Source organism: Curvibacter lanceolatus ATCC 14669 (genome assembly GCF_000381265.1).
Classification (GTDB): Bacteria; Pseudomonadota; Gammaproteobacteria; order Burkholderiales; family Burkholderiaceae_C; genus Curvibacter; species Curvibacter lanceolatus.
On the sequence record NZ_KB906268.1, the window covers coordinates 105,655 to 130,207 of the forward strand.

General features: G+C 58.7%; 22 protein-coding genes and 4 pseudogenes. 12 read left to right on the forward strand and 14 right to left on the reverse strand.

The window, feature by feature from the left end; all coding sequences use genetic code 11:
- Positions 1-52 precede the first annotated feature (52 nt).
- Positions 53-3,178 carry a hybrid sensor histidine kinase/response regulator gene (locus tag F624_RS0123195; protein ID WP_019576762.1) on the forward strand — a complete coding sequence of 1,042 codons (3,126 nt, stop codon included), beginning with the start codon at positions 53-55 and terminating at the stop codon, positions 3,176-3,178.
- Positions 3,168-4,274, forward strand: coding sequence for a response regulator (locus tag F624_RS0123200; RefSeq protein ID WP_019576763.1), 1,107 nt, complete (start codon positions 3,168-3,170; stop codon positions 4,272-4,274). The genes F624_RS0123195 and F624_RS0123200 overlap by 11 nt, the downstream gene beginning before the upstream one ends.
- Here F624_RS0123200 and F624_RS0123205 read toward each other — a convergent pair.
- From F624_RS0123205 to F624_RS0123215, 3 genes are all read right to left on the reverse strand, one after another.
- Positions 4,262-5,068, reverse strand: a complete 807-nt coding sequence (locus F624_RS0123205) for a substrate-binding periplasmic protein (protein WP_019576764.1) — start codon at positions 5,066-5,068, stop codon at positions 4,262-4,264. The genes F624_RS0123200 and F624_RS0123205 overlap by 13 nt on opposite strands.
- A gap of 339 nt (positions 5,069-5,407) precedes the next feature.
- Positions 5,408-5,509 (reverse strand): IS66 family insertion sequence element accessory protein TnpB, encoded by a 102-nt coding sequence (gene tnpB / locus F624_RS36540; protein ID WP_019576765.1) that lies wholly within the window; start codon positions 5,507-5,509, stop codon positions 5,408-5,410.
- A 151-nt stretch (positions 5,510-5,660) separates the two neighbouring features.
- The gene (locus tag F624_RS0123215; protein WP_019576767.1) at positions 5,661-6,065 is read right to left on the reverse strand and encodes a transposase; all 405 of its coding nucleotides are present in this window, start codon (positions 6,063-6,065) and stop codon (positions 5,661-5,663) included.
- 136 nt (positions 6,066-6,201) lie between these two features.
- Here F624_RS0123215 and F624_RS35400 point away from each other — a divergent pair.
- Positions 6,202-6,552 (forward strand): annotated as a pseudogene (locus F624_RS35400) (integrase core domain-containing protein); the annotation flags it as partial.
- A 144-nt stretch (positions 6,553-6,696) separates the two neighbouring features.
- Here F624_RS35400 and F624_RS0123220 read toward each other — a convergent pair.
- On the reverse strand, positions 6,697-6,918 hold the full coding sequence (locus F624_RS0123220; protein WP_031256006.1) for a hypothetical protein: 222 nt from the start codon (positions 6,916-6,918) through the stop codon (positions 6,697-6,699).
- Between the two features lie 220 nt (positions 6,919-7,138).
- Positions 7,139-7,531 (reverse strand): thioredoxin family protein, encoded by a 393-nt coding sequence (locus F624_RS35405; RefSeq protein WP_169426680.1) that lies wholly within the window; start codon positions 7,529-7,531, stop codon positions 7,139-7,141.
- Between the two features lie 172 nt (positions 7,532-7,703).
- Between F624_RS35405 and F624_RS0123230 the strand changes: the two are divergent.
- A pseudogene (locus F624_RS0123230) lies at positions 7,704-8,312 on the forward strand (cation diffusion facilitator family transporter); the annotation flags it as partial.
- A 19-nt stretch (positions 8,313-8,331) separates the two neighbouring features.
- On the opposite strand, the gene F624_RS0123235 reads toward F624_RS0123230, so the two are convergent.
- From F624_RS0123235 to F624_RS0123255, 3 genes are all read right to left on the reverse strand, one after another.
- Complete coding sequence (locus F624_RS0123235) at positions 8,332-9,000, reverse strand: response regulator (protein WP_019576770.1); 669 nt, start codon at positions 8,998-9,000, stop codon at positions 8,332-8,334.
- A 771-nt stretch (positions 9,001-9,771) separates the two neighbouring features.
- Positions 9,772-10,152 (reverse strand): hypothetical protein, encoded by a 381-nt coding sequence (locus F624_RS0123250; protein WP_019576771.1) that lies wholly within the window; start codon positions 10,150-10,152, stop codon positions 9,772-9,774.
- A gap of 10 nt (positions 10,153-10,162) precedes the next feature.
- Entirely contained in the window at positions 10,163-10,864 is a 702-nt protein-coding gene (locus tag F624_RS0123255) for a hypothetical protein (RefSeq protein ID WP_157443596.1), read from the reverse strand.
- 822 nt (positions 10,865-11,686) lie between these two features.
- Here F624_RS0123255 and F624_RS0123260 point away from each other — a divergent pair.
- The 4 genes from F624_RS0123260 to F624_RS0123275 all read left to right on the forward strand — a co-directional run bounded on the left by F624_RS0123260 (position 11,687) and on the right by F624_RS0123275 (position 17,132).
- On the forward strand, positions 11,687-14,179 hold the full coding sequence (locus tag F624_RS0123260) for a tyrosine-type recombinase/integrase (RefSeq protein WP_019576773.1): 2,493 nt from the start codon (positions 11,687-11,689) through the stop codon (positions 14,177-14,179).
- A 222-nt stretch (positions 14,180-14,401) separates the two neighbouring features.
- Positions 14,402-15,418, forward strand: coding sequence for a type IV toxin-antitoxin system AbiEi family antitoxin (locus tag F624_RS34320; protein WP_084679624.1), 1,017 nt, complete (start codon positions 14,402-14,404; stop codon positions 15,416-15,418).
- The gene (locus tag F624_RS0123270; RefSeq protein WP_019576775.1) at positions 15,399-16,268 is read left to right on the forward strand and encodes a nucleotidyl transferase AbiEii/AbiGii toxin family protein; all 870 of its coding nucleotides are present in this window, start codon (positions 15,399-15,401) and stop codon (positions 16,266-16,268) included. Before F624_RS34320 ends, F624_RS0123270 begins: the two co-directional genes overlap by 20 nt.
- 393 nt (positions 16,269-16,661) lie before the next feature.
- Entirely contained in the window at positions 16,662-17,132 is a 471-nt protein-coding gene (locus tag F624_RS0123275) for a glyoxalase superfamily protein (RefSeq protein WP_019576776.1), read from the forward strand.
- Between the two features lie 116 nt (positions 17,133-17,248).
- Here the strand turns inward: F624_RS0123275 and F624_RS0123280 are convergent.
- Together F624_RS0123280 and F624_RS0123285 are read right to left on the reverse strand one after the other, a co-directional pair.
- A pseudogene (locus F624_RS0123280) lies at positions 17,249-17,854 on the reverse strand (Tn3 family transposase); the annotation flags it as partial.
- Between the two features lie 42 nt (positions 17,855-17,896).
- Complete coding sequence (locus tag F624_RS0123285) at positions 17,897-19,000, reverse strand: DNA-binding protein (RefSeq protein WP_019576778.1); 1,104 nt, start codon at positions 18,998-19,000, stop codon at positions 17,897-17,899.
- Positions 19,001-19,480: 480 nt separating this feature from the next.
- Between F624_RS0123285 and F624_RS0123290 the strand changes: the two genes are divergently transcribed.
- The gene (locus F624_RS0123290; RefSeq protein WP_019576779.1) at positions 19,481-19,876 is read left to right on the forward strand and encodes a DUF4158 domain-containing protein; all 396 of its coding nucleotides are present in this window, start codon (positions 19,481-19,483) and stop codon (positions 19,874-19,876) included.
- Positions 19,877-20,014: 138 nt separating this feature from the next.
- On the opposite strand, the gene F624_RS0123295 is transcribed toward F624_RS0123290, so the two are convergent.
- Positions 20,015-21,049: an IS630 family transposase gene (locus tag F624_RS0123295; protein WP_031256016.1), complete on the reverse strand. Its 1,035-nt coding sequence runs from the start codon at positions 21,047-21,049 to the stop codon at positions 20,015-20,017.
- Between the two features lie 68 nt (positions 21,050-21,117).
- Here F624_RS0123295 and fliQ point away from each other — a divergent pair, with 68 nt between their 5' ends.
- Positions 21,118-21,333, forward strand: coding sequence for a flagellar biosynthesis protein FliQ (gene fliQ / locus F624_RS32765; protein ID WP_019576781.1), 216 nt, complete (start codon positions 21,118-21,120; stop codon positions 21,331-21,333).
- Between the two features lie 477 nt (positions 21,334-21,810).
- On the opposite strand, the gene F624_RS0123305 is transcribed toward fliQ, so the two are convergent.
- A complete protein-coding gene (locus F624_RS0123305) occupies positions 21,811-22,977 on the reverse strand; it encodes an IS5 family transposase (protein WP_019576782.1) in 1,167 nt (388 codons plus the stop codon).
- 261 nt (positions 22,978-23,238) lie between these two features.
- On the opposite strand from F624_RS0123305, the gene F624_RS34325 reads away from it, so the two are divergent.
- The gene (locus F624_RS34325; RefSeq protein ID WP_342663602.1) at positions 23,239-23,439 is read left to right on the forward strand and encodes a double zinc ribbon domain-containing protein; all 201 of its coding nucleotides are present in this window, start codon (positions 23,239-23,241) and stop codon (positions 23,437-23,439) included.
- 10 nt (positions 23,440-23,449) lie between these two features.
- Positions 23,450-23,908 (forward strand): flagellar basal body rod protein FlgB, encoded by a 459-nt coding sequence (flgB, locus tag F624_RS32770; protein WP_019576784.1) that lies wholly within the window; start codon positions 23,450-23,452, stop codon positions 23,906-23,908.
- A gap of 193 nt (positions 23,909-24,101) precedes the next feature.
- Here the strand turns inward: flgB and F624_RS35035 are convergent, their stop codons facing one another.
- Together F624_RS35035 and F624_RS35555 are read right to left on the reverse strand one after the other, a co-directional pair.
- A complete protein-coding gene (locus F624_RS35035; protein WP_157443598.1) occupies positions 24,102-24,323 on the reverse strand; it encodes a hypothetical protein in 222 nt (73 codons plus the stop codon).
- A 24-nt stretch (positions 24,324-24,347) separates the two neighbouring features.
- Positions 24,348-24,553, reverse strand: a pseudogene (locus F624_RS35555) (hypothetical protein); the annotation flags it as partial.

Below are 24,553 nucleotides of genomic sequence, written 5' to 3' on the forward strand. Positions count from 1 at the left end.
CTCCCTAGCGGGGCGTGATCGTCGCGCCCAGGCTACGCACGCGACCACTCAAATGACACTCAGCGCCCTCAAAGCGCAGATCCAGCAGCGGCTTCCCTCGTCCAGCCTCGGATGGCGCCTGGCCGGTTCGACCTTTGCGTTGGCCGTGTCCCTGTCGTTTCTGGCCACCCTGGCCGACTACATGCTGTCCTATCGGGTAGACGAAGCCCAGACCCGTGAGCAGGTCTCGCAGCAGGTGCACCCTTTGCTGTCCAGCCTGGGTCTGGCAGTCTGGAACTACGACAACGATGCCTTGAAGCTAGTGACCCAGGAGCTGTTCAAGCTGCCGGATCTGGCGCTGGTGCAGGTCATGGAGGCCGGCAAGGTGTTGTCCGAGCGGGGGCGCATGCCTGAGCGCGCGCTGTCCAACGAGTTTTCGATCACCTATGCCTTGCCCAACGGCCCTGCCCAGGATGTGGGCAAGCTGGTGGTCGTGCTCGACTTCGGTGCCGTGCGATACCGTGCCATGGGTCGTGCCCTGGAAGTGTTTCTGAAGTCGCTGTTCATTTTCGTGCTGATCATGGGCGGCTTGCTGTACCTCATGGAGCGACATGTGCTGCGCTACCTGCGGCAGGCGGCTCATTTTGTCGAGGGACTGACCAGCGAGACCCTGGACACCGCCCTGGTGATGGAGCGGCCGACGCCACCCGCCACCAAGGACGAATTGACCCAGCTCAGCGACGGTATCAACCGCATGCGTGAGACCCTGTTGAAGTCGATCGATCAGTTGCGCGCAGATTTGACGCTGCGGGAGCAAGCCCAGGCCGAGATCGAGGCGCTTAACCACGCTTTGGAGTCGCGGGTGGAAGAGCGCACCCGAGAATTGGAGACGGCACGTCAGCTCGCCGAGGCCGCCGCCGAGAGCAAGTCGCATTTTCTGGCCAACATGAGCCATGAGATCCGCACGCCAATGAACGCCATCTACGGGATGGGACATCTCTTGCAGAAGACCCCTTTGTCATCACGTCAGCAGGACTACGTGAGCAAGATGCAGCAGGCCGCCGAACTGCTGCTGGGCATCATCAATGACATTCTTGACCTGTCCAAGGTCGAGTCGGGCAAGCTCAACATCGAGGCCGCCGAGTTCGAGTTGGACCAGGTGCTGCGTAACGTGGTGGCCTTGATCGGCGAGAAGGCCGCGGGCAAGGGTCTTGAGCTGGTGTTCTCTGTAGCACCCGATGTCCCTGGCACGCTGGTGGGCGACCCCTTGCGCATCAGCCAAATCCTAGTGAACTTTGGCAACAACGCGGTCAAGTTCACGGACCATGGCGTCGTGTTCCTCCAGGTCAGCCTGCACAGCCGGGTCGAAGACCGAGTGACCTTACGCTTTTCCGTGCGTGACACCGGCATTGGCCTGAGCGATGCCCAACAAGGACGGCTGTTCCAGAGTTTCGAACAGGCAGACAGCTCCATCACGCGCAAGTACGGCGGAACAGGCTTGGGGCTGGCCATCTCCAAACGCTTGGCTGAGTTGATGGGTGGCGAGGTCGGGGTTGAGAGCCAGGAAGGTCAGGGTTCGCTGTTCTGGTTCACTGCCGAGCTGGGCCTGAGCGACAAGTCCAAGGTGTCAGCCTTGCCCAGCGTTCAACTGCGCGGGCTCAAGGTCCTGGTGGTCGATGATGTAGAGTCGGCGCGCACGGCACTGGCCGACAACCTCGCGCGCCTGTCGTTTGTACCGACCAGTGTGGGTTCCGGGGCGGAGGCCATCGATCGCGTGCGAGCCGCCGACGAGGCGGGTGTCCCGTTTGCCGTGGCCTTGCTGGATTGGCGCATGCCTGGCCTGGATGGGCTGGAGACGGCCCGCATATTGCAGGGGCTTGCCTTGGGCAGGCCGCCCGTTTTGATGCTGGTGAGTGCCCATGGGCGAGAGGAGCTTCAGCAGCTGGCCCTGAACCTGGGGGTTGCGCACGTGCTGGCCAAGCCAGTCACGTCTTCAGGCCTGTTGGACGCGATGATGCGGGCCTTGCATCAACCCCAGGTGTCTCGGGCCGTGCCGCCGCCTTTTCCTAAGGCCGTCGAGTCCAGCTTGCCAGCGGAGGCTGGCGCCCGTTTCAACGGCTACAGATTGCTGCTGGCCGAAGACAACCCCGTCAATCAGCAGGTGGCTACCGAAATGTTGCGTCTGGAGGGCTTTGAGGTGGACGTGGCAGGCGATGGCGAACAGGCGCTGGCCTGCTTGGCCCGGCAGCGCTATGACGCGGTACTCATGGACATCCAGATGCCGAACTTGGACGGGGTGGCTGCCACCCTGGCTTTACGCCGGCAGACCCACCTGAATGATCTTCCAGTGATCGGGTTATCGGCCAACGTGCTTGCTGAAGACCGCAGGCGCTGCCTGGCAGCGGGCATGAGCGATTTCGTGGCGAAGCCCATCGAGCCCCAGGAGCTTTTTGCCGCCTTGGGCCTTTGGCTCCCGGCTCGCCCCCCAGCTGCACCGGCGCCCGAGCCTGCTGCGGCGCCGGCTCAGGAGGTCAGCGACCTCACGCTAGCCGACACCGCTCGGCCTGTCGCGTGGGCTGCTGCAGCGCCGACGGACTGGTATGTGGAGGGCCTGAACATTCAGGAAGGCTTGCGCAGAATGGGGGGGCGAGTCGAGAGTTATCAGCGGCTGTTGACCGCCTTCGTCAAGCACCAGGGCCCTTGCGTGGAGCGGGTGGGCTTAGCGCTGGAGCGGGGCCATTGGGCTGATGCTCGGCGCGAAGTGCATTCGCTCAAGGGGCTTTCGGCTCAGATCGGTGCGGCCCGCTTGGCCCACTTGGCGCAAGAGTTCGAACTCTGGCTGCACGAGGGGGTGTCGATGTCTGAGTTCGCCCCACGGGTTGCCGAACTCAAGGCGTGCCTGCAGGATTGTTGTGAGGCCATTGTGCGGGCGCTCCCCGACCAGATTGAGGGTGGGCAACCCGGCATTGAGCAGACCACAGACTTGCAGTCATTGCTCTCGCATTTGCTGGGCCTGCTGCAATCCAGCGATGCCAAGGCGGCTCGTTTCCTGACCGACAACGCCGTGGCTCTCCAGGCCGGGCTGGGTCTGCGCCGTTTCGAGCGCCTGGCCAAAGCCATCAGCGATTTTGATTACGACACGGCTTTGCAATGGCTGGAGCTGTCCTCGCCAACCACCCCCACGTCCCATGAACCCTGAAGTGCCAACCATTCTTGTCATCGATGACGCCCCGGCCAATCTGGAGCTGATGGATGCGCTGTTGTCTGGCCACTACCGGGTGAAAGTGGCCTCGAATGCCGAACGGGGCTTGAGAATTGCTCGGGAGCGACCTGTGCCCGATCTCATATTGCTGGACGTGGTCATGCCCGGTGTCGATGGCTACGAACTGTGCCGTCAGTTGAAGGCTGAGGTGCTGACAGCGGCCATTCCGGTGATTTTTCTGACGGCCCGCAGCGATGTGGCGGACGAGCAGCGAGGGCTGGAGCTCGGCGCTGTCGACTACATTGCGAAACCCATCAGCGCGCCCATTTTGCTGGCCAGGGTACGCAACCACCTGACGCTCAAGGCGGCGGCAGACTTTCTTCGGGATCGCAACGTGTTTCTCGAGGCTGAAGTACAAAGGCGCGCGGAGGAGGCGACCCAGCGGGCCCATGAGGCACAGCTTTCCAATGAGATGACCATGGTGGCGCTGGCCTCGATTGCCGAGACCCGGGACAACGAGACGGGCAACCACATTCTGCGTACCCAGCACTACGTTCGCACACTGGCCGAGCAGGTACAGTCTCACCCGCGGTTTCGTCACCTGCTCAATGAGCGCACCATCGAATTGTTTTTCAAGGCAGCGCCCCTCCATGACATCGGCAAGGTGGGCATACCCGATCGGATCCTGCTCAAGCCCGGGCGCCTCACGCCGGAGGAGTTCGAAATCATGAAAGGCCACACCACGCTGGGGCATGACGCGATTTCCAAGGCCTTGCAGCGGGTGGGTGGACACATGCCGGTGCTCGAGATTGCACGCGACATTGCCCTGTCCCACCAGGAAAAATGGGACGGAAGTGGATACCCCAACGGCCTGGCGGGGGAGGCCATTCCGCTGTCCGCCCGACTGATGGCCATCGCCGATGTCTACGATGCCTTGATTTCACAACGCGTCTACAAGGCGGCCATGAGCCACGAAGAGGCGCTTGCCATCATGCGGAACGGTCGTGGCACCCATTTCGACCCCGATCTGCTCGACGAATTCTTTCGGATAGAGGAAGTCTTCCGTGAGATTGCCCAGCGCTACCTGGACTGAACAGGCTGGGGTGCGACCCATTGCCTGTAACGTTCATCGATTGTGTTTGCGCTGCCGTCCTTAAGCATCTGCTGCCAACTCTCTCGCAGCGATCGCATCCAGGGCTCAGGGAAGTTGCGATGGCAGGCGAGGTAAAGGTCTACCCGGTTGAATTGCAACACCGGCACCACCTTGTCCTGCCATCGGTACTGCTGGATTAGCACGGTAGAGGAGTACTGGCTGGAAGCCCAGTACTTGACCCGCCCAGACAACAACTTGCGCGCGCCAGCCAGTTCGTTGCTGCTGTAGTCCACCGAGTAGCCTCGTGCCGACAGGTGCTCTGCCACCGCATCCAGATGATAGCCGGCGATCAGTTCGCCACGGGCCTGCTCGAGAGACTGAAGCGGCACGGCTTCTTCTTTGCGCGCGTACAGCAGCCAGGCTGATCGGGCCAGCGGCCCGACCCACTTGAACAAGCCCTCCCGTTCTGGGGTGCGGGTGGTTGAAAACACGCAGGCCTCGGGTTTATCAAGCGCATACTGATAGGCTCTGGCCCAGGGCAGCAGCTCAAGCCGCTGTTCGATTCCGGCCAGCGCGAAGATCTGGACCACCTTTTCAACCGAGCTGCCGATGATGCGCCCGTTGGCCAGCATGTTGAGCGGCGGAGAATCCTCGGTGTAGAGCGCGACCACGGACCGCCCCTGGGCCTGCACAGTGCTGCTCGACGCCCAGCTGGCCAGCGCGATCCACAACAGGAGCCCGCCACGCCCTGCGTGCCGAAGGCCGACGGTGAACTTGCTTGTGCTGGCCAACATGATTCACCCCTTGCACCCATGGACGGGCTGTCTTGCCAGTCGTTGCTCGCCCCGTGACCGGACGGCGACCAGACCATGAATCCCTGTGCTGCAATAAGCTAGCACAGTGTCATGCCGTGCGTGTGACAGAGTTGAGCATAGGCCAGCCACGCATGGGCGTTGCGTTCGGAGAGTGCAAACAAAAACCCGGGAGACCAAGAGGTCATTAATGTCTTCCTAAGAAGACGAGATATGAGCTGTTGAGCTTTTCACACGCTAGGTCAGCGAATCAACCCTCCGTCGGTACATCACGTCTTTGGGCTTCCATAGCACTTTCTTCCCAACGATCTTGCCCTTGGCTCACCGGGGCAAGCCGGGCTCAGGCCCCGAGGCCCAGTTGAACTTGCCGTTGTGCAAACGGCGCGCAGCCAGCCACAGGCCCTGGCCGTCGTGCACCAGCACCTACATGCGGGTGGCTCGGGCGTTGGCAAACGCATAGGCGTGGTGAGGCTGGGCTGAGCCAAAGACGGCCATCACCCGGGCCAAGGCGGTGTCGGGGCCAGCTCGCATGTCCATGGGGGCGACCCCGCCAGCCAGACCGCGTCGATGCGGATCACCGCAGCCAGTCCTGCAGCGCGCCCAGGCACTGACCGGCCGCGGCTACGGGCCAATACAGGGTGACAAGGTGATCGCCACGGCGCAGTTCGATGCGGATATCCGCGCTGGGGGTGGCAAGCGGTATGGAGACAAACCCGGGCGTGGAGACAGAGGTGGTCAATGCAGGAGAAGCCTGAACCGAGGATGTAACCCGAGCCAATTGAACAGCAGCCTTGTAGGCGGGATCACTCTCGGCCACCCAGCGGCGCACAAGGTTGGCGTTGAGGCTATTGGCCAGGGCCACCGCAGCGGCTGAAACGCCCGGGGCTTTGCAGGCCGCGACGATGTCGGCCTTGAAGGAGTCGCTGTAGCGGCCGCGGCGCCGGCTGGGGGATGGGAGATTGATTGCTGAAGAGTCCATGTGTCCACCAAGGGGAGTGATTGGTGGGATGGATCCTCAGGGGGCGGCGCAGAGTTGGGTAGATGACTTGCTGAGACGCTTACAGTCAAAGGATGCTTGCTGCCGAATGTTGCTGACAACCACTATGCATTGGCTAGGGCCCAGATTCACCAGCAGAGCATTCATGGCCTGGGCTCAGACTCACGGAATTCGTCACATCCTGATTCAGCCAGGACGCCCGATGCAGAACGGATACATCGACAGCATCAATGGCAAATTCCGCGACGAGCAACTCAACGAGAGTTGGTTTGAGACCTTGCATCAGGCTCGAACATCCGTGGCCATCTGGCACACGGGTCACAACGACGTCAGACTGCACAGCAGCTTGGACCTCATACCACCGGCTCGTTTTGCCGAACTGCATCGCCACCGCGCTGGCGATGCAGCTCAACCCCCATTCAACTCAAAAACAAATCGATTAACCTTGAACCTGAATTTCCACTTCTGATTGGTACGTCTGCAAGGGGCGGGGCAGATTAACATTACTTCCGTCAATCGCAGGTCTGCGATGATTATTTATGCGCGATATAAATTAATATTTCCCAGTCAATTTGATTGATTTTATTTAAACCCCAAACGCAACGACGCTTAGTCAACCTCGATAATCATGAACATCGACCCTGGCCATCAATTCACTGGAGAGATTACTAACAGCCACATATTCCCGCCAGAGACGCAGCGCCAAATCCAAATGCTCAATACGACTCTTTGCCTTTTCACAACTCAACAAATCATCACTAGCCAAATCATGTCTGGCAATAAATTTCTCAGAGAGCAGCCACTCTTCAAACTCCTCCGTGTGCAACTTTTTCATTTAAATTCCTTTCAAGAAAATCTGTCGCATTCTCCGATTACCGTTGAGCCAATAAATTTCACAAAATAAAATCAAATTTCCATACACCACAATGAGATGCTTCGGATGTATGAATTCATACGATACCACTCTCGCATTGTGTCGCCAAATGTACGGACGTGCGAATGCAAAAAAACCTTCCTGCACACTGTTCTTTAAAAATTAATTTATGCCTCTGACTCTACTTAACTGAAGTTATTTGCTCCAATGAAACGAGAAACTCTGATGCATTTTGAAACCCAATCACCTTCTTGACCGGATCGGTACCGCCATACTGATTGAAGAACAAGACCCCAGGTGGGCCAAACAAGCCAAACCGCTTCATCAACGCCCGGTCGTCCTTATTGTTGGCCGTGACGTCAGCTTGCAAAAGACGTACTTCACCAAGTCTCATTTGTACCGAAGGATCACTGAAGGTGAGTGCCTCAAGTTCTTTGCAGGCAACACACCAATCTGCGTAAACATCCAGCATCACAGCCTGTCCACGTTGGCGCGCTGCCTGCACCTCAGCCTCAAGTTGCTCAAGGGAAGCAACTTTCTTGAAACGCAAGGCTTTGCCTTCATTGGTCGGCACGCCTACTCCACCTTGGGTCGATCCAAGGCCACGCAAATGAACCAGTGGCTGAACCACGGATTGGCCTCCCGATGCAGCCCCAACCAGCAGTATCGACGCAACAGCAATCGCAGCAGCCCCCCCGTTCTGGCTGCGACGGGAGTCGGTTTGTGCGAAGCAGTGCTCAGAGACGATCCCCCACGTGCACCCCACTGCAGTGTGGGTTGCTTTAGGCGCTTTGGCTGCCAAAGAACTGCTGTTCCGCTACATGCTTGAAGTAGCCAAAAGAGTTAAATCAAGTCTCTTGGTGGCAAACGCTTGGCACGCACGTTCGGATGCCGCATCCTCACTTATTGTCGGCGTGGGCATCGCTGGAAACTTACTTGGCTTTCCGATCCTGGATCCTATCGCTGCCGCCCTCGTCGGTTTCATGATAACCAAAATGGGATGGAGTTTTGCTTGGGATGCATTTCATGACCTGATGGATCGGGCCATCGATGAACAGGAGGTGATGACCATACGCGCAACCCTTCTGGAGACACCGGGCGTCCTCGGTGTTCACGACATTCGCACCAGAAAGATGGGAGACATGGTGGTCGTTGACGCCCATATTGAGGTCGACGAGACGTTGACCGTAAAGGAAGGCCACGACATAGCGCTCGAGGCTCGGCATCGTGTGATGCAGCGGCATCGTGTGTTGGGTCTGATGACCCATGTCGACCCCATCGAGGCCCTGAGGACTGTGGATCAAAATTCGCCGGCAATAAATGTGAGTAGCAAACAAACGAGACGATCATGCTGACGTTCGTGAGATTCACTCGCTAGCTGCTGTTGGCCAAACGGTAGCCCAGGCCACGCAAGGTCTGGATGCGCTCGCGCCCGATCTTGCGCCGCAGGTTACTGATGAACACCTCCAGGGTGTTGCTGTCGGTGTCGTCGTCAAAGCCGTACAGGGCATCGAGCAGGCTTTCGCGGCTGTGGATGCGCTCGGGGCGGCTGGCCATCACGCGCACCAACGCCCATTCCTTGGCCGTGAGTTCCACCGGCTGGCTGTTGACGCACACTCGGTTACGTGCCAAGTCGATGCTCAAGGCACCCAGGGTGAGCGTGGCTCCTTGGCCATGGGCCCCCCCACGGCGACGCTCCACGGCGCGCAGCCGGGCCAGCAGTTCCTCGGGGTCAAAGGGTTTGACCAGATAGTCGTCGGCCCCGGCGTCCAGGCCCTGGATGCGGTCAGTGATCTGGTCGCGGGCCGTCAACACAATGACGCTGCTGTCGGCATGCTGGCGTTGCAGCAAGGGCAGTAGGCCCAGCCCATCGCCGTCGGGCAGATGCAGATCCAGCAGCACGGCACCCCAGTGTGCCGCCGGTAGGGTGGCACGGGCCTGGGCTAGCGTGCAGACGGTGTCGACCACGAAGCTCTTAGCGCGCAGAAAGCTGACCAGAGCCTCGCTCAACTGGGGGTCGTCTTCGATCAACAGGATTCTCATGAGGATCGGATTCTGAACCAGTGAGCGCGATAGATGTCAACTCCTTGACCTCCTAGACATCATGGTCGCAACAGGCAATGGCAGGGGCCGACCTGTTCCTGAATGGGAAGTCCCTGCAGCAGTTGGAGAGTTTGGCTGGCCTCTCGCCTCTGAACCGGTTGGGCGAGGCTGCGGATGTCGCCGAATTGGTGTCGTCCTCGTCGGCAAGCATGGTCGATGGATCAACGCGCAGGTCATGAAGACCAACGGGGGATTTTCATGAACCAGTTGCACGCTGGATCTAACAAGTGTGTATCCCTCTTGGTCTGACCATCGAGGGGAAAAGCTCCCATTGGACAGACCCAAAGATTAACAACGGGTATCTCTCACTATCCCTTGCGGCGCCCAAACAAGCGGTGGATGACCTTCGCAATGGCCAATCCACCAACCCCGACAAGGATTGCAATGACCACGAGCCCCAGCGCGCCGACCCTACGGGGCTTTTCGGATTTGGCTCTGGACTTGGAGTTCTCCCCCTCGGGGAAAAGTTGGGAAGGAATCGTATCTTCGTGCACGGGCACCCCTACTGTATGTCAAGCTCAGAGTCGCGCGCATTTTCTTGGCAAGGATCAAGCCTCCTGCTGGCATTTGCGACAATGAGCAGTGCTCTCGAGTAACACTTTGACACATAAACCTGAGTAGAGCCTGAGTTTTCCTCGTCCGGCCGCAGTGCTTAGCCCCTTAATCACAATCCGCCTTGCAGACAGTCCCCGGGTTCAAAATCGACTGTGTTCACGGCACCACTGTGATGCATCCGGCATCGGTGGCAGCGATCAGATAGCCTCGTGGATCGTAGCCCATCACCTGGTAGCAATAGGTTTGGTTGACATAGACCGAGTTGTCGATCAGGGATGTTGAATTCACGGTGGTCAGCCGGTAACCATCGCGGAGCACATCGAAGCTGGCCACCCCGGGGTGGTCGCTCCAGCCCACCTGGATCGATTGCGGACCCACTCGGGTCAGGGCCAGGTTCAGCGGGTCCACCGGGGGCGGTCCGCCCGAAACGACGACATCGGCGCCGCCACCGCAGCCGACGAGTCCGGCCGTGATCACCAGGGCTATCGCGCCGCGCGCCAGCCAACGGCGGGACAGGGGGGTGTGGGAGTGCTGCATCTGGGGCTCCTCAGGGCGCGGTGAACGGGCTGGAGGTGACGCTGGGCTGCGAGGTGCTCAGGTAGAACAGCGGCGCTGCGTTGGTGGCGCCAGGCTGATCGATGCGCAGTTCCAGGAATCGGTCAGCCGCGTTGGCAACAGTCAACTTGGCCATGGAGGCGGCGGCAGGCATCGCATCGCTGCGCAGGACGCCAGTGGTGCCCCGCAGGTCAGTGCCGGCTGGCTGCTGGTTGAGTTGCACCCAGGCCACGCGCAGCAGCCCAGCGGCCACCGGGGCCTTGACCTCCAGGCGGATGGATTCACGCTGGGTGAAGCCCTGGCCGCCGTCGCTGACGACGGTCTCACTCTGGCTCACGGGCAGATCAATGGCTGTGCTACCGACCACCAGGCGAAACGCCTGCACTGCGCCCGTATAGCGGCCCACGTAGGCGTCCGGATCGGAGTCGGGCACGCTGTCATCGTAGCGAGCCTGGAACGACCAGGTGCCCGAGGCAAGGTCAGCGCGGGTGAATGGCAGGTTGGCTGGCAAGGCCGCCAGTTGGTCCGCTGTTGGTGGCTTGAAGTGGCCGCCGCCAGACAGGGCGAACGACGCGGCGTTGCAGGCCAGGGGCTGGTACAGAAGGGATGCCAGGGCCAGCGCTGCAGGCGAGAGCATGGCAGCCAACAGGGAGCGGCGCACTGGGCGCTGTGGAGGGCATGAATGAAGAGGCATCGTGCTTTCCAAAAACACCCAAGCGGGTGGTAGTGAACTCAACGAATACCTCTTGCGGCGTGCTGACGCCCGACACAAAAAGTAGCAAATCAACCTGTCCGCCGTGTATCCAGCTGGGCTCGGGCGGCACGGAACATTTGGGTCTCAGCGATACCGAGGTGATACCGACCATGGTGGATCGGCGCGCTGAGCGCGGTCAAGGCCTTTGAGGTCGTTCTTGCGTCTGCGGCCTGGCCAGACGTGCTGCCGTTCACCTGCCTTTGCGGTTCCGTCGCCTTTCAGATCGGAGGCCTCCAAACGGATCAACCACCTGGCGGGGGAGCTTCGAGCCCCCTGAGTTCAAACGCGCGAGGACTCGACAGCTGGCCCGCCGAGGGCCAGGAATACAAAACTCAGTGAACAAAGTACAAGACTCGATGCGAATCGACATCGACAACACCAATCGGCACGAATCGCCAGTGGCAGTTTCAGGGCAAAGGTGGGCCCAGAGCCTGTTACAAACCGCCCTACTCGCCTCTTACATATAATTTTTACTTGGCGATAATTATAGTTATCGACAGTACATAAATTAGAATTGGGCTTTTGGGGGTAGGGCGCGGGAGAAACCGTGCACAACAGAGAGGTTGTGTGCGACTTGGGGGCTGTCCGGCCGTGCCGGATGGTCAAAACGGCGGCCGGCAAAACGGCAGCCTCAATCGCCTGTCGGTCGAGCCTGGTCCGCGGACCTTCCAATTCAAGTGCTTGGCCAGCCGCCTGGCTTGGCCAAGCGAACGGCACCGGCTTGCAAGCAAGCATCCCCTGTAGGAGAGGCTGCGTTGAACCATGAATGAAGAGACTAGCAAGGAATCCGGGTTCTTACAGGCCAGGCCCGAGGCGTTGGGCCCGCAGCACCCGGCGCAGAACCTCGGCGATGTCGGACATTCTTCACGGGCTTCGCGCCAATTCACCACCGTCGTGATCGATGAGGAGCCGCAGGTCGCCCCCGAGCCAGGTAAGCCCGACAAGCCCAAGCGTCGGCGAGGCCGGCCACCGGGTGCCAAGACCCAGGTGGCTCACGAGCACGTGACGGCCGATGAGTTCGCCGTCCTGCGCGCCGTCGCCCAGGGCATGGACATTGCCGCGGCCGCTCGACAATTCCTGCGCTGGCCAGGTCGGGCCCCCGAGCGGCCGGACCTGCTGCAGATCTACAGCGAATTGCTGAGCCGTGTCGAAGCCGGGGCGCAGGCGTTTCTGGATTCCAAGCGGGCCAGGCGCATGGTTCGTGACCTGCTCAACCACCAGACCGTGGTGCCAGAGGCGACAGTGCCCGTGGCGGCTGGGTCCGCAGAGGCCCACCCGTCCGCCCACGTTGATGAGGACGCGCCCCTACCCGTGATACCCCCCTCGCCGCTCAACCTCCCCCGAAAACCCTCACGTCTGACGCTGGAGGAGTTTTCTGCCCAGTTCGATGAGGACATGTACAGCGAGGCCGAGTTGATTGAGCTATACGAGGAGGCGTATTCCGATGAGCGTGAGGCGTCTGTCTCTGAAGCTGTGCCTCAGTCCCTGGTCGAGTTGGACATTGAGCAACTGCTCAGTGCGGAACCCACGCCCACGCCATCCCACGATTCCGGGGTAGCCGCTGGGGAGACGGCCAACCAGGCCGTGTTCGCCGAGGCCTTGGCCGCAAAGTCACTTTCACAGCGCGTGGAGATCCAGCTCGCCGCGATCAAATGGCTCGAAGAACGGCTGGGCAAGCGCCCTGTACGCAATCATCAGGTCAGCCAGTGGGTCAAACTCGACAGTGCTCAACGCCAGGCCTTGCGTGAGGTGGGCGTTGTGAGTCTGGGCGACCTGGTGGACTGGATGTCGCTGCAGGGTGAGCGTTGGGTCAAAAAGTTGCCAGGCTATGGGGTGTCCCGGGGTCGCAGTCTGGTGCAGTGGCTCAGCCGTTGGCCCATAGAGCCAAGACAAGGCTTAAAGCCGCTGCCGTTTTTGCAGGGAAAATCGACCCAATCGACGGGGCGTGCGTTGTCCGCCGTCGCGGGCACCGAGATAGGGGCCGGCGGGGGGCTTGCGCCGCTCATGGCCATGGACTGGCCGGTGTCGCTCAATGGTGCCTCCGGAGAGTTTCGCAGCCCAAGCGCCAACAGCCTTTCCGCTCACAACGATCAGGAGGCCGTGCACGCGTGGTTTCGTCTGCTCAAGGACAAGTCGCCCCACACTCAGGCGGCCTACCGTCGCGCCATCGAGCGATTGATTCTCTGGGCCGTGCATGAGCGTGGACTGGCCCTCTCCTCCCTGACTGAGCTGGACATGCAGGACTTCAAGGAGTTCCTGTGCCACCCTCCTTTGCACTGGGTTCAGGAACCCAAGGCTGATCGCGGACGCGAGGCCAGAACATGGAGACCGCTCAAGGGTCCGCTGAACCAGGTCAGCTTGAACGTGACCTTTGCGGCGGTCAGTGCGATGTACGCCCACTGGATGGAGTCACGCTACACCACCCTCAATCCCGCCCGAAAACTCATCGGCAAGCGAACCGATGAGTTGTCCATGGATGTGAGGCGCTCGTTCACGGACCAAGACCGGGAGGTGATCACCCGGACCTTCGGCAAGATGTCCGATACCCCGGCCAAACGGCGCCTACGGGCCATCCTCCTGTTGTTGGAGATGGGGGGATTGCGCCGAGAGGAAGCTTGCAAGGCGACCTGGGGCCAGGTGCAGCCCGTGCGAATCGATGGCCGGCTCACCAATGACATGTGCATCGAGGTCGTGGGCAAGGGCAATCGTCAGCGCTTTGTGCCGCTGCATGACGACGTGGTGGAGGCCTTGCGCGAGCACATGAAGGACCGAAAGGCGCTCATGGAACAGCGCAAGATGCTTCAGTTCAAGTCCATTCCCGACAACGAACAGCCGCTGCTTGGGGTGCTCGATGACCGTTGGATCTTGGCGCAAGACAAGCAGCTGGCAAGGCGGAGGGTGTCGGATGCACCGGACATCCTTCCCATGGATGCCAGGGGGGTGCCCAAGTTCACCGTCAACAAGAACGGGTCGCTGTCGGTGCAGTCGATCTATCAGATCCTGAAGGATTTCTTCAGCGACTGCTCGGAGATGGCGGGCGAGAGCGTGACGGATAAGCGGGCGATTTTCAGGAGGGCATCAACCCACTGGCTTCGCCACACCTTCGCACACCATTTGCTCAAGGAGACCGATCGAGATCTTGCCCTTGTACAGACTGTGCTGGGTCACAAGTCGATCACCACCACGGCGATCTATGTGAAGGCAGATCTGGAAGAGCGGGTGAAGGGGGTAAAGAAGCTGCGTGGCAGCGTGTAGTGCGCAGCCAATCCGGTCTCTACGCCGAGTGGACCTGACAGCGATAAGACTTTGTGGAAGCTGCGTTCCCAAAGGTCTCCAAGCAATTGGATCGCCAGGCGATGTGCCACCAGGTGTGCACGAGTTCGAGGTCGCCAGCGACTTCGAGGTTGCCTGACAGGTTGGCTTAAACTTCTTGTTCATTTATCATTCGTGTTCATTTTTATTGAACAAGCTCATTAAATGAACGGCGACAGCATTCTCACCAAGGCGATGGAGGCCACGAGCCCTCCCTTGAGCTGGAGCATTTGTGAGCATGAAGCTCTCGGATCAACAGCCGATGCTGTGCTCGACCTGCGAATCAATGAAGGGTCTGTCCATCGGTTCACGGTAGAAGTGAAAGCCGTTGTCCGCATCGAAACCCTGAAGGCACAAGAGGCCAAGCGTTCAAAGAACTCCCGTCATCCGCGTAGGCTGCTTGTCGTACCCTACCTCTCAAAGCACAATGCCGACCTTTTTCTTGAGGCTGGGTTGAACTTCATAGACACAGCAGGCAACGCATTCATTGACGTTCCTGGCTGCTACGTCTTTATATCTGGTAAGCAAAGGCGTGAACAAGAGCCAACGAGCTCTGGACACGAGGTTATGGGATCGGCAAGCGGATTACGGGTCGTTTTCACTTTGCTGACAGAACCCGACATGCCGGGAAGCCCGATACGAGACATCGCCACGAAGGCGGGGGTCTCACTAGGATCGGCAGCCAAGGCGATGGAAGGCCTTCGACGCCTGGGCCACTTGAGCCCTGGCGACAGCAAAAGCCGTAGGCTGCTTGCCGCTGACACCCTGCGGACGGAGTGGGTGCGCAACTACCCCATTACACTGAGAAAAAAGCTCAGGCCTCAGCGGTACACACCTCAAGCCAGAACGTGGTGGAAGAATTCCGAACTGCAGCCTGAAGAAGCTGTCTGGGGGGGCGAGGTCGGCGCCGCTCTCAAAACTTCATACCTCCAACCTGAACTCGCTACCGTCTACTGCTGGAAGGACCGAGGGAAGTTGTTGATGAAGCATCGCCTGCGACCTGATCCCAATGGAACGGTTGAAATCCTAGACGCCTTTTGGGCACCTCTCACTTCAAGCGCCGAACCGATCGCACCTTTGCTGCTGATCTATGCGGATCTCATGACCAGCCTGGATAGCCGCAATCGTGAAGTGGCGCGCATGCTTGAAAATGACATTTTCGATGCTAAAACGACTTCCTGATCGCGATATTGATCCCACGCTGCGTGCGATCCTAAAGCAGGCGTGCATAGCCACCGAGGCCCTGGAACTCCCGTTCTTTGTGGGCGGCGCCATGGCTCGGGACATCACCTTTGTCCACGTATTCGGACAGGAGGTTAAACGTGCAACACGTGACGTGGACCTTGGGATCTACCTTGATGGATGGGAACGCTTTGAGCAACTGAAGAATGTTCTTATTGGTACAGGTATGTTCCACGCGGTAGATGGAACGCCCCACAGGCTACATTACGAGCGGCAAAACGGAGTACCTCTGGATCTGATCCCGTTTGGTCAAATCGAGCATCCGGCAGGCGAGATTGCGTGGCCTCCAGGCAATGATGTGGTGCTAAACGTGGCAGGGTTCGAAGACGCGTTTCATAGTGCCCTGACGGTCGACCTAGGTGAGGAGCTAGTAGTCAAGACGTGCTCCCTTCCTTCTCTGGCTGTGCTCAAGCTCATCGCATGGTGTGATCGAAGGAAGCTTACTGGCAAAGACGCAACAGATCTGCTGTTCATCGCGCAGCACTACGCCGCGGCTGACAACATGGATCGACTCTATGAGCAAGAGTCGGAGCTGATGGCGGCTGCTGGATACGACCCAGACCTAGCAGGCGCCTTTCTACTTGGCAAGGACGCCGCTCTCCAGTCGGGACGCGACACGGCGGCGAAGGCCAAAGAGATCCTTGAAAACGAGGGGTTACTACAAGAACTTAGCGACCAGATCGTGCGAGCAAAAGCAGCGATCCACAGCAGCGAGGACGTTCGAAGGGAAATACAGTCCCTAGATGGTTTCAGCGAAGCATTCCTCAATCAACTGAGGGTGACCGGCTGATAGAAGTGCGGAAGAATGTGCTGCTGCTTCGGGCCCGTGAGCATGGGCGGGCGCGGATTTGCTTCGGCCTCAGCGGCTGCAGCTTGCGCCTGAGCCCAGCGCCTCGAGGTGTTCTGGCCGCGCTAGCTGCGCCATTTCAAAGTCATCTGTCATGCTGTGCTGGTGGCAAGCCACTCCTCTAGGTAGTTGACAGCGTTAGCTGCTTTTGCTTACGATTCTTATGCGGTTCAAGCCGAACCGTGGGCAAGTTGGCGCCCGTCAGTGCACGCACCGGATCCTGTCCGGCATGGCAAAGCCAGTTGGATTGCGAAATTTCTTTCCCCGGCTCGATGACCTCCACTTGGAGAGCCGGACAACGCGTGCCGTCCCTCGATGCTCTCCAGGAGTTCATCAATGACAGCTACTGCTGCGCCGTCGGCGCAATCCGCCTCCCCTCAAGACCTGCAGGCTACGGCCGCATCCCTCTGGACGTTCATCCATCTCAAGGTACCACGCTTCACCTCGGAGGCCGCGCTCAAGGTCGTCGAAGGCCTTCAACCTCAGCCTGACGAAGACCCCAAAGCACTGGCCAAGCGACTGCGCAAGGGGCTGAGCGATGCGGGCGTATCGCTCAAGCACACGGCAGCGCTCGATGCGGCGTCTCGCATCCTTGGCCGCACCAGCTGGCACGCTCTCAACCGGGAGCCCGCTGCTCCGAAACTCAAGTTGCAGATGGTCGTTCAGACCCCCGAAGAGCAGTTTTCGAGTTGGCACGAGCTCGCGCCACGGTTGGCCGAATGGCTTGATGCCTGGCAGCAATTCAAGCACACCAAGGTTTTCGAGGTCAACACACATCACGGGGTCTCCTCGTTTTCAGTGCAATAAGTGACGGTACGAAAAGCTAGCACTGGCGCGGAGGTGGTGTTGGTAGATCGTTGATTTCATTGACTTTCCTGTTCACTTTCAAATCTGCGATTCGTGGCGTCAAACCGTGGTCGGTTTCATCCATTGGTGCCAGTTATCGATGCATTTGGCCGCGAAGGCAGGATTTGGTCAGCATAGCGGTCAACCGGGAAGCGAAACACACCCCGCAAGTTGATGCTCTCCAGCCTGGTGGGCGCAATCTTCCCGATCAGTTCCGGTGGAATGACCTGGCGGCGGTTCGACCAGCGATCCAGGACCGCCTGCATCTGTGAGGTATTCCACGCCATCACGATGTTGGCCATCAGGCTCAACGCATCGGCCACAGCCTGCATTTCATCGACACGTTTGGCCTGCGCCGGGCTGATCCGGCCGGTATAAATGGCGCGCTTGAGGGCGTTAACAGCCTCGCCCCGATTGAGCACCCGGCGCAACTCGTTCCTGAAAGCGTCCTTGACAAAGTAGTCAGCCAAAAACGCCGTACGCAGCAACCGCCCCAATTGCACGCCAGCCTCATAGATTGGATCGCCCTGGGCGGCAGAACCGAACCGCGCAAGAGCTGCCACCGCACTGGCATGTCCGCTCATGACCGAGGCTGCCAGGTGCACCAGACTATCCCAATGCTTTTCGATCAAAGCGACGTCGACATTGGCTTCGCACGCCGCAGCGATTTCTGCGGGCACTTTGAGGGTCGGCAGGGATTCATGTAAAAAACCGCAGAAGCAAGCTTAAGGTGTTGTTTTTGTTAGCTTTTTTACGTCTTCCTTGGTCGAATATTTGACCCCTTCGTCCAAGGTCTTTGTCGTGCTATGAGGGCCGAGTGCCGGCGCACTAAACCGCTCCAGCATGCTGGCCACTATCTGTTTTTGTGCTTCGGCAGATGAACTGGCCGTCGCCAACGCCAGTTCCAACAGCTGCTTTGTGGTGAGCAGTTCATCGACCTTGGCCTGCAACCGCTCATTCGAGGAAATGAGCTTCTGGACCTCCGCATCCTGCTCTACCAAGCGCCTGCCCAATTCCTCGGTGCGCCTTTGCGCAAACCCCAGCTCGTCCTTCAGTGGTCGCAGGCTCCGCACCTCTTCTTGAACCAAGTGCAGATCTCCTTGAGCGCGAGATAGATCGCCCAGCAGGCGCGCGTTTTCTTGAAGGGTGTGGATGGCTTCCTGCCGCTTCGCAGCCAAAGTCTCGTTCACTGTGCGCAACTCAGCTTGGTGGTATTGGACCTGCTGCTCGTGCTTGCGCTGGTCCTGTTCGCGTTGCTCCCTGGTGGCTTCCCTAAAGTGTTCCAAGGCCTGGCGGGCATGCTGGTGCTTCTCTTCCAGGGAACTGCGATGTCGCTCTTCGGCCGCGATGCGTTCCTGCAGGTCCACAACCTGCTGTGCCAGCTGCGTGCACTCCAGGGTCTTGCTGGTCAGCGCTTCGCTGGTTTTACCGTGGTTGGCCTTTTCGTCGGCCAGTGCCCGCTGGCTTTGTTCCACCTGCTGGCGCGCGGACTGCGCCTCCGTTTTCAAGGCAGCTGCGGTCTGCTGGTGCTGGCTGATCTGCTCTGCGTGCCTGGCCTGGGCAGTCGTGACGCGCTCTTCGGCTTCCTCGTTGACCCGGGCGGCCAGGCGCCCCACCAAGTCCTGGATTGCCTCGCTCACAGCCACCTTGCTGCCGGTGGCTGCACCCTCTTCCTCTTCGATCTCCTTGAGGTAGCGATGGATCGTCCCCTTAGAGCCGGTATTTCCCAGTTCTTCCCGGACCGCATCGATGGACGGGTAGCGCCCGGCGGCCAGCAGCCTATCGCGGGCGCGCAGCACTTCCGACTTGTAGATTCCAGCTCTTGCCATGGTTTGCCTGACTATTTCGTACCGTAGTACGTAATATGATATTACGTACTATTTCACGAGTCAAGAAATTCAAATTTTTGTGAAAACTGGCAATGGATAATGGTGGATTATCTGTTGTGATGGCTGCGAAATGCCGCCAAAGCCGGGTTGGCGCCATGTAACGCGTCGGGAGGGGGTGTTTTTACAAGGAGGCTACGTCCACAGGTGGCCCCCCCTTTGTGATCTGGGGTCCTCTTGTTTTTAGTGCAATTTGGGACGTTTCAGAACCCAGCATCCATGCGGGTTCCCAGAGGGCGCCCTCTTGGAACCCGCATGAATACTGGGTTCTCTGACCCCCCTCTATCCAGAAATCCCGCCACGCTGCGGCTGACCCACAAGACTGCCCACTTTTTCATCAGTCTTTCCTGAGCCCATGTTTGAGGCCGGGGATGGAGCGCATCAATAATTGCTGCCCCACACATCAATCGCCTGGAGTCCCCGATGGACCATTGGAGAGCCCCTTACCTGGGACTGCGTGAGATCCCGCCGAGTCTTGACGACTTCGAGCTGACCACGTTCTTCTCCTTCAGTGCGGCTGAGCTGGCTGCAATTCGCTCCCTGCGCAAACCCCTTCACCGCTTGGCGCTGGCTCTGCAAATCGGCTTCCTGCGCATGACTGGGCAGACGCTGAGCGCCTTTGAACAGGTTCCAAAAGAGCTGTGGACTCATCTGGGACTGCAACTCGGTGTTGATGGGGTTCTAAGCCCAAACCGGCGGAAATTTCAGACGCCGATCCGACACCGGTATTGCAAGGTGTTGATCTACATTTTTGGGCTTTGTACAAAATCTGGTGGAATCGGCAGTGGGCGGATTTTTGTGCCGATCCTGGGAGGCTAAAAGCGCCCAAACCCTCGAATGGTCAACTGACAATAGCATCACCTTTGAAAGTGGGCTACGCGTTCCTTTTTCAAGTATTCCAACACTCTATGTGCTGTGAACTACTTAGGCCAGAAATACCCGTGTGATATCATTTACTCATAAGTCAGTAATATAGGAGACAGATGGATGTCTGAAAAATGACTTGACCAACGCGCTGTCGTTGGCGATATTTTGTAGCTGCTCATCGACACGGCATTGCAGCTTTTCACCCGCCTTCAACGGTGAACGCGCCACCCCGGTGCGTTTGGCATGACTCCAAACCAACTCATCGGGATTCAAGTCAGGCGCATAGCCGGGCAGGAAGTGCAGCGTCAGTTTGCCCTCTGTACTGGCGACGTATTCCTTAACGATTGCCTTTTTGTGCGCTGGCAACCCATCGACCACCAGACGCACAGGTTTCTTGCGCCGATGCATCATCTTCTTGAGTAGCTCGACAAACAGCTCTCCCGTCAACCCGCCCTCATAAGTTGCAAACCAGAAAGCACCCTTGGCGCTGACGGCAGATGCTGCGCTGATGCTTTGACGCTGGCCGGGACGTTCAATCACCGGCGTCTGACCTCGTGGCGCCCATGTCTTTCCGTGCACCGCGTCAGCACGAAAACCAGACTCGTCCCAGAACATTATTTCGGCACCGCTGCTTTTCGCCTCTGTAGCTATTGCGGGAAATGTTTCATTTTTCCAAAGTTCGACCGCAGCAGGGTCGCGCTGGTACGCGCGTTCAAGTGGCTTCTGTGCGGTCAGACCCAGTCGGGCCAGCAGTGCCCCGATCGATGCCAGCGAGAGCTTCACCTCAAACCGGGAGAACAGTAACTCTTGAACAATCTGGCGCGTCCACAAACCGAAGTCAAATCCATACTGGTCCGGGCGCTTGCCGTTGACCCACTGGAATACTTGACGCTCTTGAGCGGGCGTCAGTTTTCGGGGTCGTCCCGTGCCCTTGGTCGAACGCAGTGCTCGAAGTCCACGACCACGCCCCTTGGCTGCGGCTCGGCACTTGTATCCCCATGACCGATGCATTCCAAGAGAAGCGGCCACCGCAGCAGGATGCTCGCCCTCGTTCATTCTCTTTACAGCCAGAACACGCATTTCTTCGAGCGTGTTGTGGGCCAATTTACGTCCATCTCGTTTCATGCAGATTTGGAGAATACAAAAGCAAAGTAGTTCCCTAAATTGTCCGCTAAATTACTGACCTATGAGTAATGGTCTCGGCGCCCGTGCTTGGCGCAGCGTTGTTGGTCGGCCTGCTGGTTAGCCTCTTTCAAGCCGTAACTCAAATTAACGAAGCGACATTGGCATTTGTGCCAAAGCTAATTGCTGTAGTTGCCGTGCTGGCAATTGCCGGCCCCTGGATGTTGACGATGATGGTGGAATACATCCGCCGGACCATCGAAGCAATTCCTGCATCGGTGATTTGAGGGCGTGCTGGTTTGCGATGCCACGCATCGATTCGCCCCAGTTTGACGTCAACTGAAATAACAAGACCCGTCAAGATAGGGGCGTTTTATGCATTTTTTGGCAAATAGCCAGAAACATCAGAGACCCTAAAGTCAGTTGCAAATAATCTGAGTCGGAAAAGCCGCTGATTGCAAGTCGGACGGGTTTCAAACGCGAGTCACTACACCTACCATAGCTTGACATCCTCACCGCCCTAAAGAGACGGTGACATCGAAAACGTGGCATGGACAAATTCCGCTGGTTTGGGCGTACAACCCCAATTTACAGCGGTGCACTAAAAGCTTTGAGCCCTAACAGGCTGAAGAAATACTCCCCAGACTCCAATCACGACCTGCCCCACAGCCGCAGGCTGGCGCGCTTTTTTCACATTCCGGGATTAGCGTGCCCAATTGGGCGTTTCATTGCACTTCAGAGGCCGCTTTTGTCCCCGTTTGCTCTCAATGCGCCCCCTGCAGACGCACCTGTCCCATTTGCTCCAGCGTGCGCATGCGCACCAGGTTGTAGCCCGCCATCGTCAGCACGAACATCTGGTCCACGCGTTTGATTTCTCGCACCATCACCTGCCTCATGCCGCCCACCGTCTTGGCCCAGCCAAAGCCTTGCTCGATGAGCTTTCTCTTTCGTTGCGATACCGCGTAGCCTTCACTTTGCGCTACGGCTTCGGGCACAGCTGAGCTTCTGCCTGACTTGTTCTGGGCCACGTGGGGGATGACGTTCATGGCCTGGCAGGCCTCAATGAATTCCCGTGCGTCATAGCCTTTGTCCGCCCCCAGCGTGATGGTTCGCGTGGGATCAGGCTGCGCCTGTCGGGCGTCATTGACCATGGCCTTGGCCGCTTCGCGCTCTGCGTAGCCATCGGCCAGCGTGACCACGGCATTGGCCAGCAGGCCGTGGCGGTTGTCGCTCAGGGTGTGTCCCATGTAGCGCAGCTCGCTGGCGGTTTTGCCTTTGCAGTACAGCCGGGCATCGCCGTCCGTTGTGGATTCATGGGTATCGTTGCTGCGCCGCTGGCCCTTGAAGTTGCCGCCATCGCTGTGGGCTTTGGCATCTGCATCAGGGCCATCATCGGCGCCGTCACCATTGCCATCACCACCCGCGTCATCGTCGCCTTTGCGCACAAAGCTCTTGTGACCCGCCCAGGCCTGGATGAGCGTGCCGTCCACGCTGAAGTGCTCGCCCGAGAGCCAGTGCTTTTTGTCGGCGATCTTGAGCACTTCGTTGAAGAATTCGATCACGGCGTCGTGTTCGATCAGCCGCTCGCGGTTCTTGGTGAATACGCTGGGTACCCAGACCTCGTCGTCCATGGACAGGCCGATGAACCAGCGAAACAAGAGGTTGTACTGCACCTGCTCCATCAACTGGCGTTCCGAGCGCACGCTGTACAGCACTTGCAGCAGCATGGCGCGCAGCAGCTTCTCGGGGGCGATGCTGGGGCGCCCGCCCTTGATGTCTGCTTCGTACATGCGCGAGAACAAGGCATCCATCTTGACCAAGGCGGTGTTGACCATCTTGCGGATGGGGCGCAGGGGGTGCGAAGCTGGCACGAAGTCGTCGAGCTTGCGGACAGAGAACAGGCTCTCGGTGAAGGTGTCGGCGCCGCGCATGGGGGTCAGGGTCAAGTGATGTGGGAGGCTCCGCTGAGCTTACCGGGGGATGGGCTGCTGGGCTGGATGCGTGGGAGGTATTTCTTCAGCCTGCTAGGGCGAGCAGCCCGCATTGGCGTAATTGGCGTAATTGGCGTAATATTAGCTGACTGATGGAGTAGTCTCATGGGATTTTTGGACAGAATTTTAGGTGGGCATGGCGGTGGACATCATGGCGGAGGCCATGGAGGCGGCCATGGCGGGTATGGCTACGGCGGCGGCATGCCTCCAGGCGGTGTTCCGCCGCCACCTCCGGCTGTGCCACGCGTGGCGTGCCCAACATGCCGCACTGCCAACGCGCCTAGTGCGCGTTTTTGCCAACAGTGTGGTGGGTCCTTGACTGCCATGGCGTGCACCCAGTGCGGGACTGCCTTGCAGCCGGGAGCCAAGTTCTGCGGGCAGTGTGGAAAGACGTCCGCCTGAGTAACCGCTTATGTCGGACCCCGCAAAGTTTTTGCCCCTCAATGGATCTGGAGGTGCAGGTGCGTCGCTTGATGAGGAGTGGCGCGGCAGGGCGCTGATTCTGCGGGCTCAAAGACAGGCCTTGCTTGCCAGCAATATTGCCAATGCGGACACCCCTGGCTACAAAGCGAAGGACATCAATTTCTCTGAAGCCATGCAAGACGCCATGGGCAAATTGCCCGCGCTCACCCTGCAAATGACATCTGTGCGGCATGTCAGTACCGCTGATTCACAGTCATTCGCTCCAAGCACGCTCGACTTTGCCCGCTATGTAGTGCCATCTCAACCCAGTATGGACAACAACTCGGTAGATATGGACCGTGAGCGGGCCGCATTCACGATGAATTCCATCCTGCATCGTATGGCCATCGATACGTTCGATGATGAATACAAAGAATTCAAGCAGGCGGCATCGGATCCGCGTCGTTAGGTGAACGTGGTTTACAACGAAGGAAATACCGCCTCGGCAGGTTCGCAGGCTGCCCGCGACTTTGTTCACTCTCACAGCTCACGCCATACAGGCGGCTCCACATAACTATCGGAAGCATTTGGGGCAATGCATGAGGTCAACAATGAGCGGTAAGTATTACCTTCTGGGCGACGAGGAATCCGGTTCAGAGTCGTTAAAACCGCATACCAATTCCCACTGACAGGAATGTGCCTGGTGGAGTAGACCCTACGGCTCCAGTGCCGACACTAAAGTCCAGCTGCGTATCACGACGAATCAGATACGCCACACCGACATCATAAATAATGGCGGGTATTCCGTTTTTTTCCTCTGGCGATTGCACTCCTGTGTCCACAAAGAAATTCAATACTTTGGTGGGGTTGTAGTTGAGGGTCATAGCGAACAGGCCGGCGGTGAATGTCTAATTTTGGCTATCTTCGTAAACCGCCACACCGACGTTAGGGTTCAACGACCAATTGGGGGCGAAATCCCAATCTGCCGCCACTCTAATATCGCCAGTGGCTTGGCGCGTGCGGAAATTATTTGAACCGGAGGCAGGAAACACGCGGAGAATGGCACCCAACGAAGGCTGCTTTACGCCATTAGAATCTTGAAAATGAAATTTCA

Coding starts and splice junctions, on each gene's coding strand:
- flgB (WP_019576784.1), top strand. CDS start 23,450: ATGTCGGACCCCGCAAAGTTTTTGCCCCTCAATGGATCTGGAGGTGCA.
- F624_RS0123285 (WP_019576778.1), bottom strand. CDS start 19,000: ATGGCAAGAGCTGGAATCTACAAGTCGGAAGTGCTGCGCGCCCGCGAT.
- F624_RS34325 (WP_342663602.1), top strand. CDS start 23,239: ATGCCTCCAGGCGGTGTTCCGCCGCCACCTCCGGCTGTGCCACGCGTG.
- F624_RS34320 (WP_084679624.1), top strand. CDS start 14,402: ATGAACGGCGACAGCATTCTCACCAAGGCGATGGAGGCCACGAGCCCT.
- F624_RS0123305 (WP_019576782.1), bottom strand. CDS start 22,977: ATGCGCGGCGCCGACACCTTCACCGAGAGCCTGTTCTCTGTCCGCAAG.
- F624_RS0123270 (WP_019576775.1), top strand. CDS start 15,399: ATGCTAAAACGACTTCCTGATCGCGATATTGATCCCACGCTGCGTGCG.
- F624_RS0123295 (WP_031256016.1), bottom strand. CDS start 21,049: ATGAAACGAGATGGACGTAAATTGGCCCACAACACGCTCGAAGAAATG.
- F624_RS0123235 (WP_019576770.1), bottom strand. CDS start 9,000: ATGAGAATCCTGTTGATCGAAGACGACCCCCAGTTGAGCGAGGCTCTG.
- F624_RS0123255 (WP_157443596.1), bottom strand. CDS start 10,864: ATGCCTCTTCATTCATGCCCTCCACAGCGCCCAGTGCGCCGCTCCCTG.
- F624_RS0123220 (WP_031256006.1), bottom strand. CDS start 6,918: ATGAAAAAGTTGCACACGGAGGAGTTTGAAGAGTGGCTGCTCTCTGAG.
- F624_RS35035 (WP_157443598.1), bottom strand. CDS start 24,323: ATGACCCTCAACTACAACCCCACCAAAGTATTGAATTTCTTTGTGGAC.
- F624_RS0123290 (WP_019576779.1), top strand. CDS start 19,481: ATGGACCATTGGAGAGCCCCTTACCTGGGACTGCGTGAGATCCCGCCG.
- F624_RS0123200 (WP_019576763.1), top strand. CDS start 3,168: ATGAACCCTGAAGTGCCAACCATTCTTGTCATCGATGACGCCCCGGCC.
- F624_RS0123250 (WP_019576771.1), bottom strand. CDS start 10,152: ATGCAGCACTCCCACACCCCCCTGTCCCGCCGTTGGCTGGCGCGCGGC.
- F624_RS0123260 (WP_019576773.1), top strand. CDS start 11,687: ATGAATGAAGAGACTAGCAAGGAATCCGGGTTCTTACAGGCCAGGCCC.
- fliQ (WP_019576781.1), top strand. CDS start 21,118: ATGGTCTCGGCGCCCGTGCTTGGCGCAGCGTTGTTGGTCGGCCTGCTG.
- F624_RS0123195 (WP_019576762.1), top strand. CDS start 53: ATGACACTCAGCGCCCTCAAAGCGCAGATCCAGCAGCGGCTTCCCTCG.
- F624_RS0123205 (WP_019576764.1), bottom strand. CDS start 5,068: ATGTTGGCCAGCACAAGCAAGTTCACCGTCGGCCTTCGGCACGCAGGG.
- F624_RS0123275 (WP_019576776.1), top strand. CDS start 16,662: ATGACAGCTACTGCTGCGCCGTCGGCGCAATCCGCCTCCCCTCAAGAC.
- F624_RS0123215 (WP_019576767.1), bottom strand. CDS start 6,065: ATGGACTCTTCAGCAATCAATCTCCCATCCCCCAGCCGGCGCCGCGGC.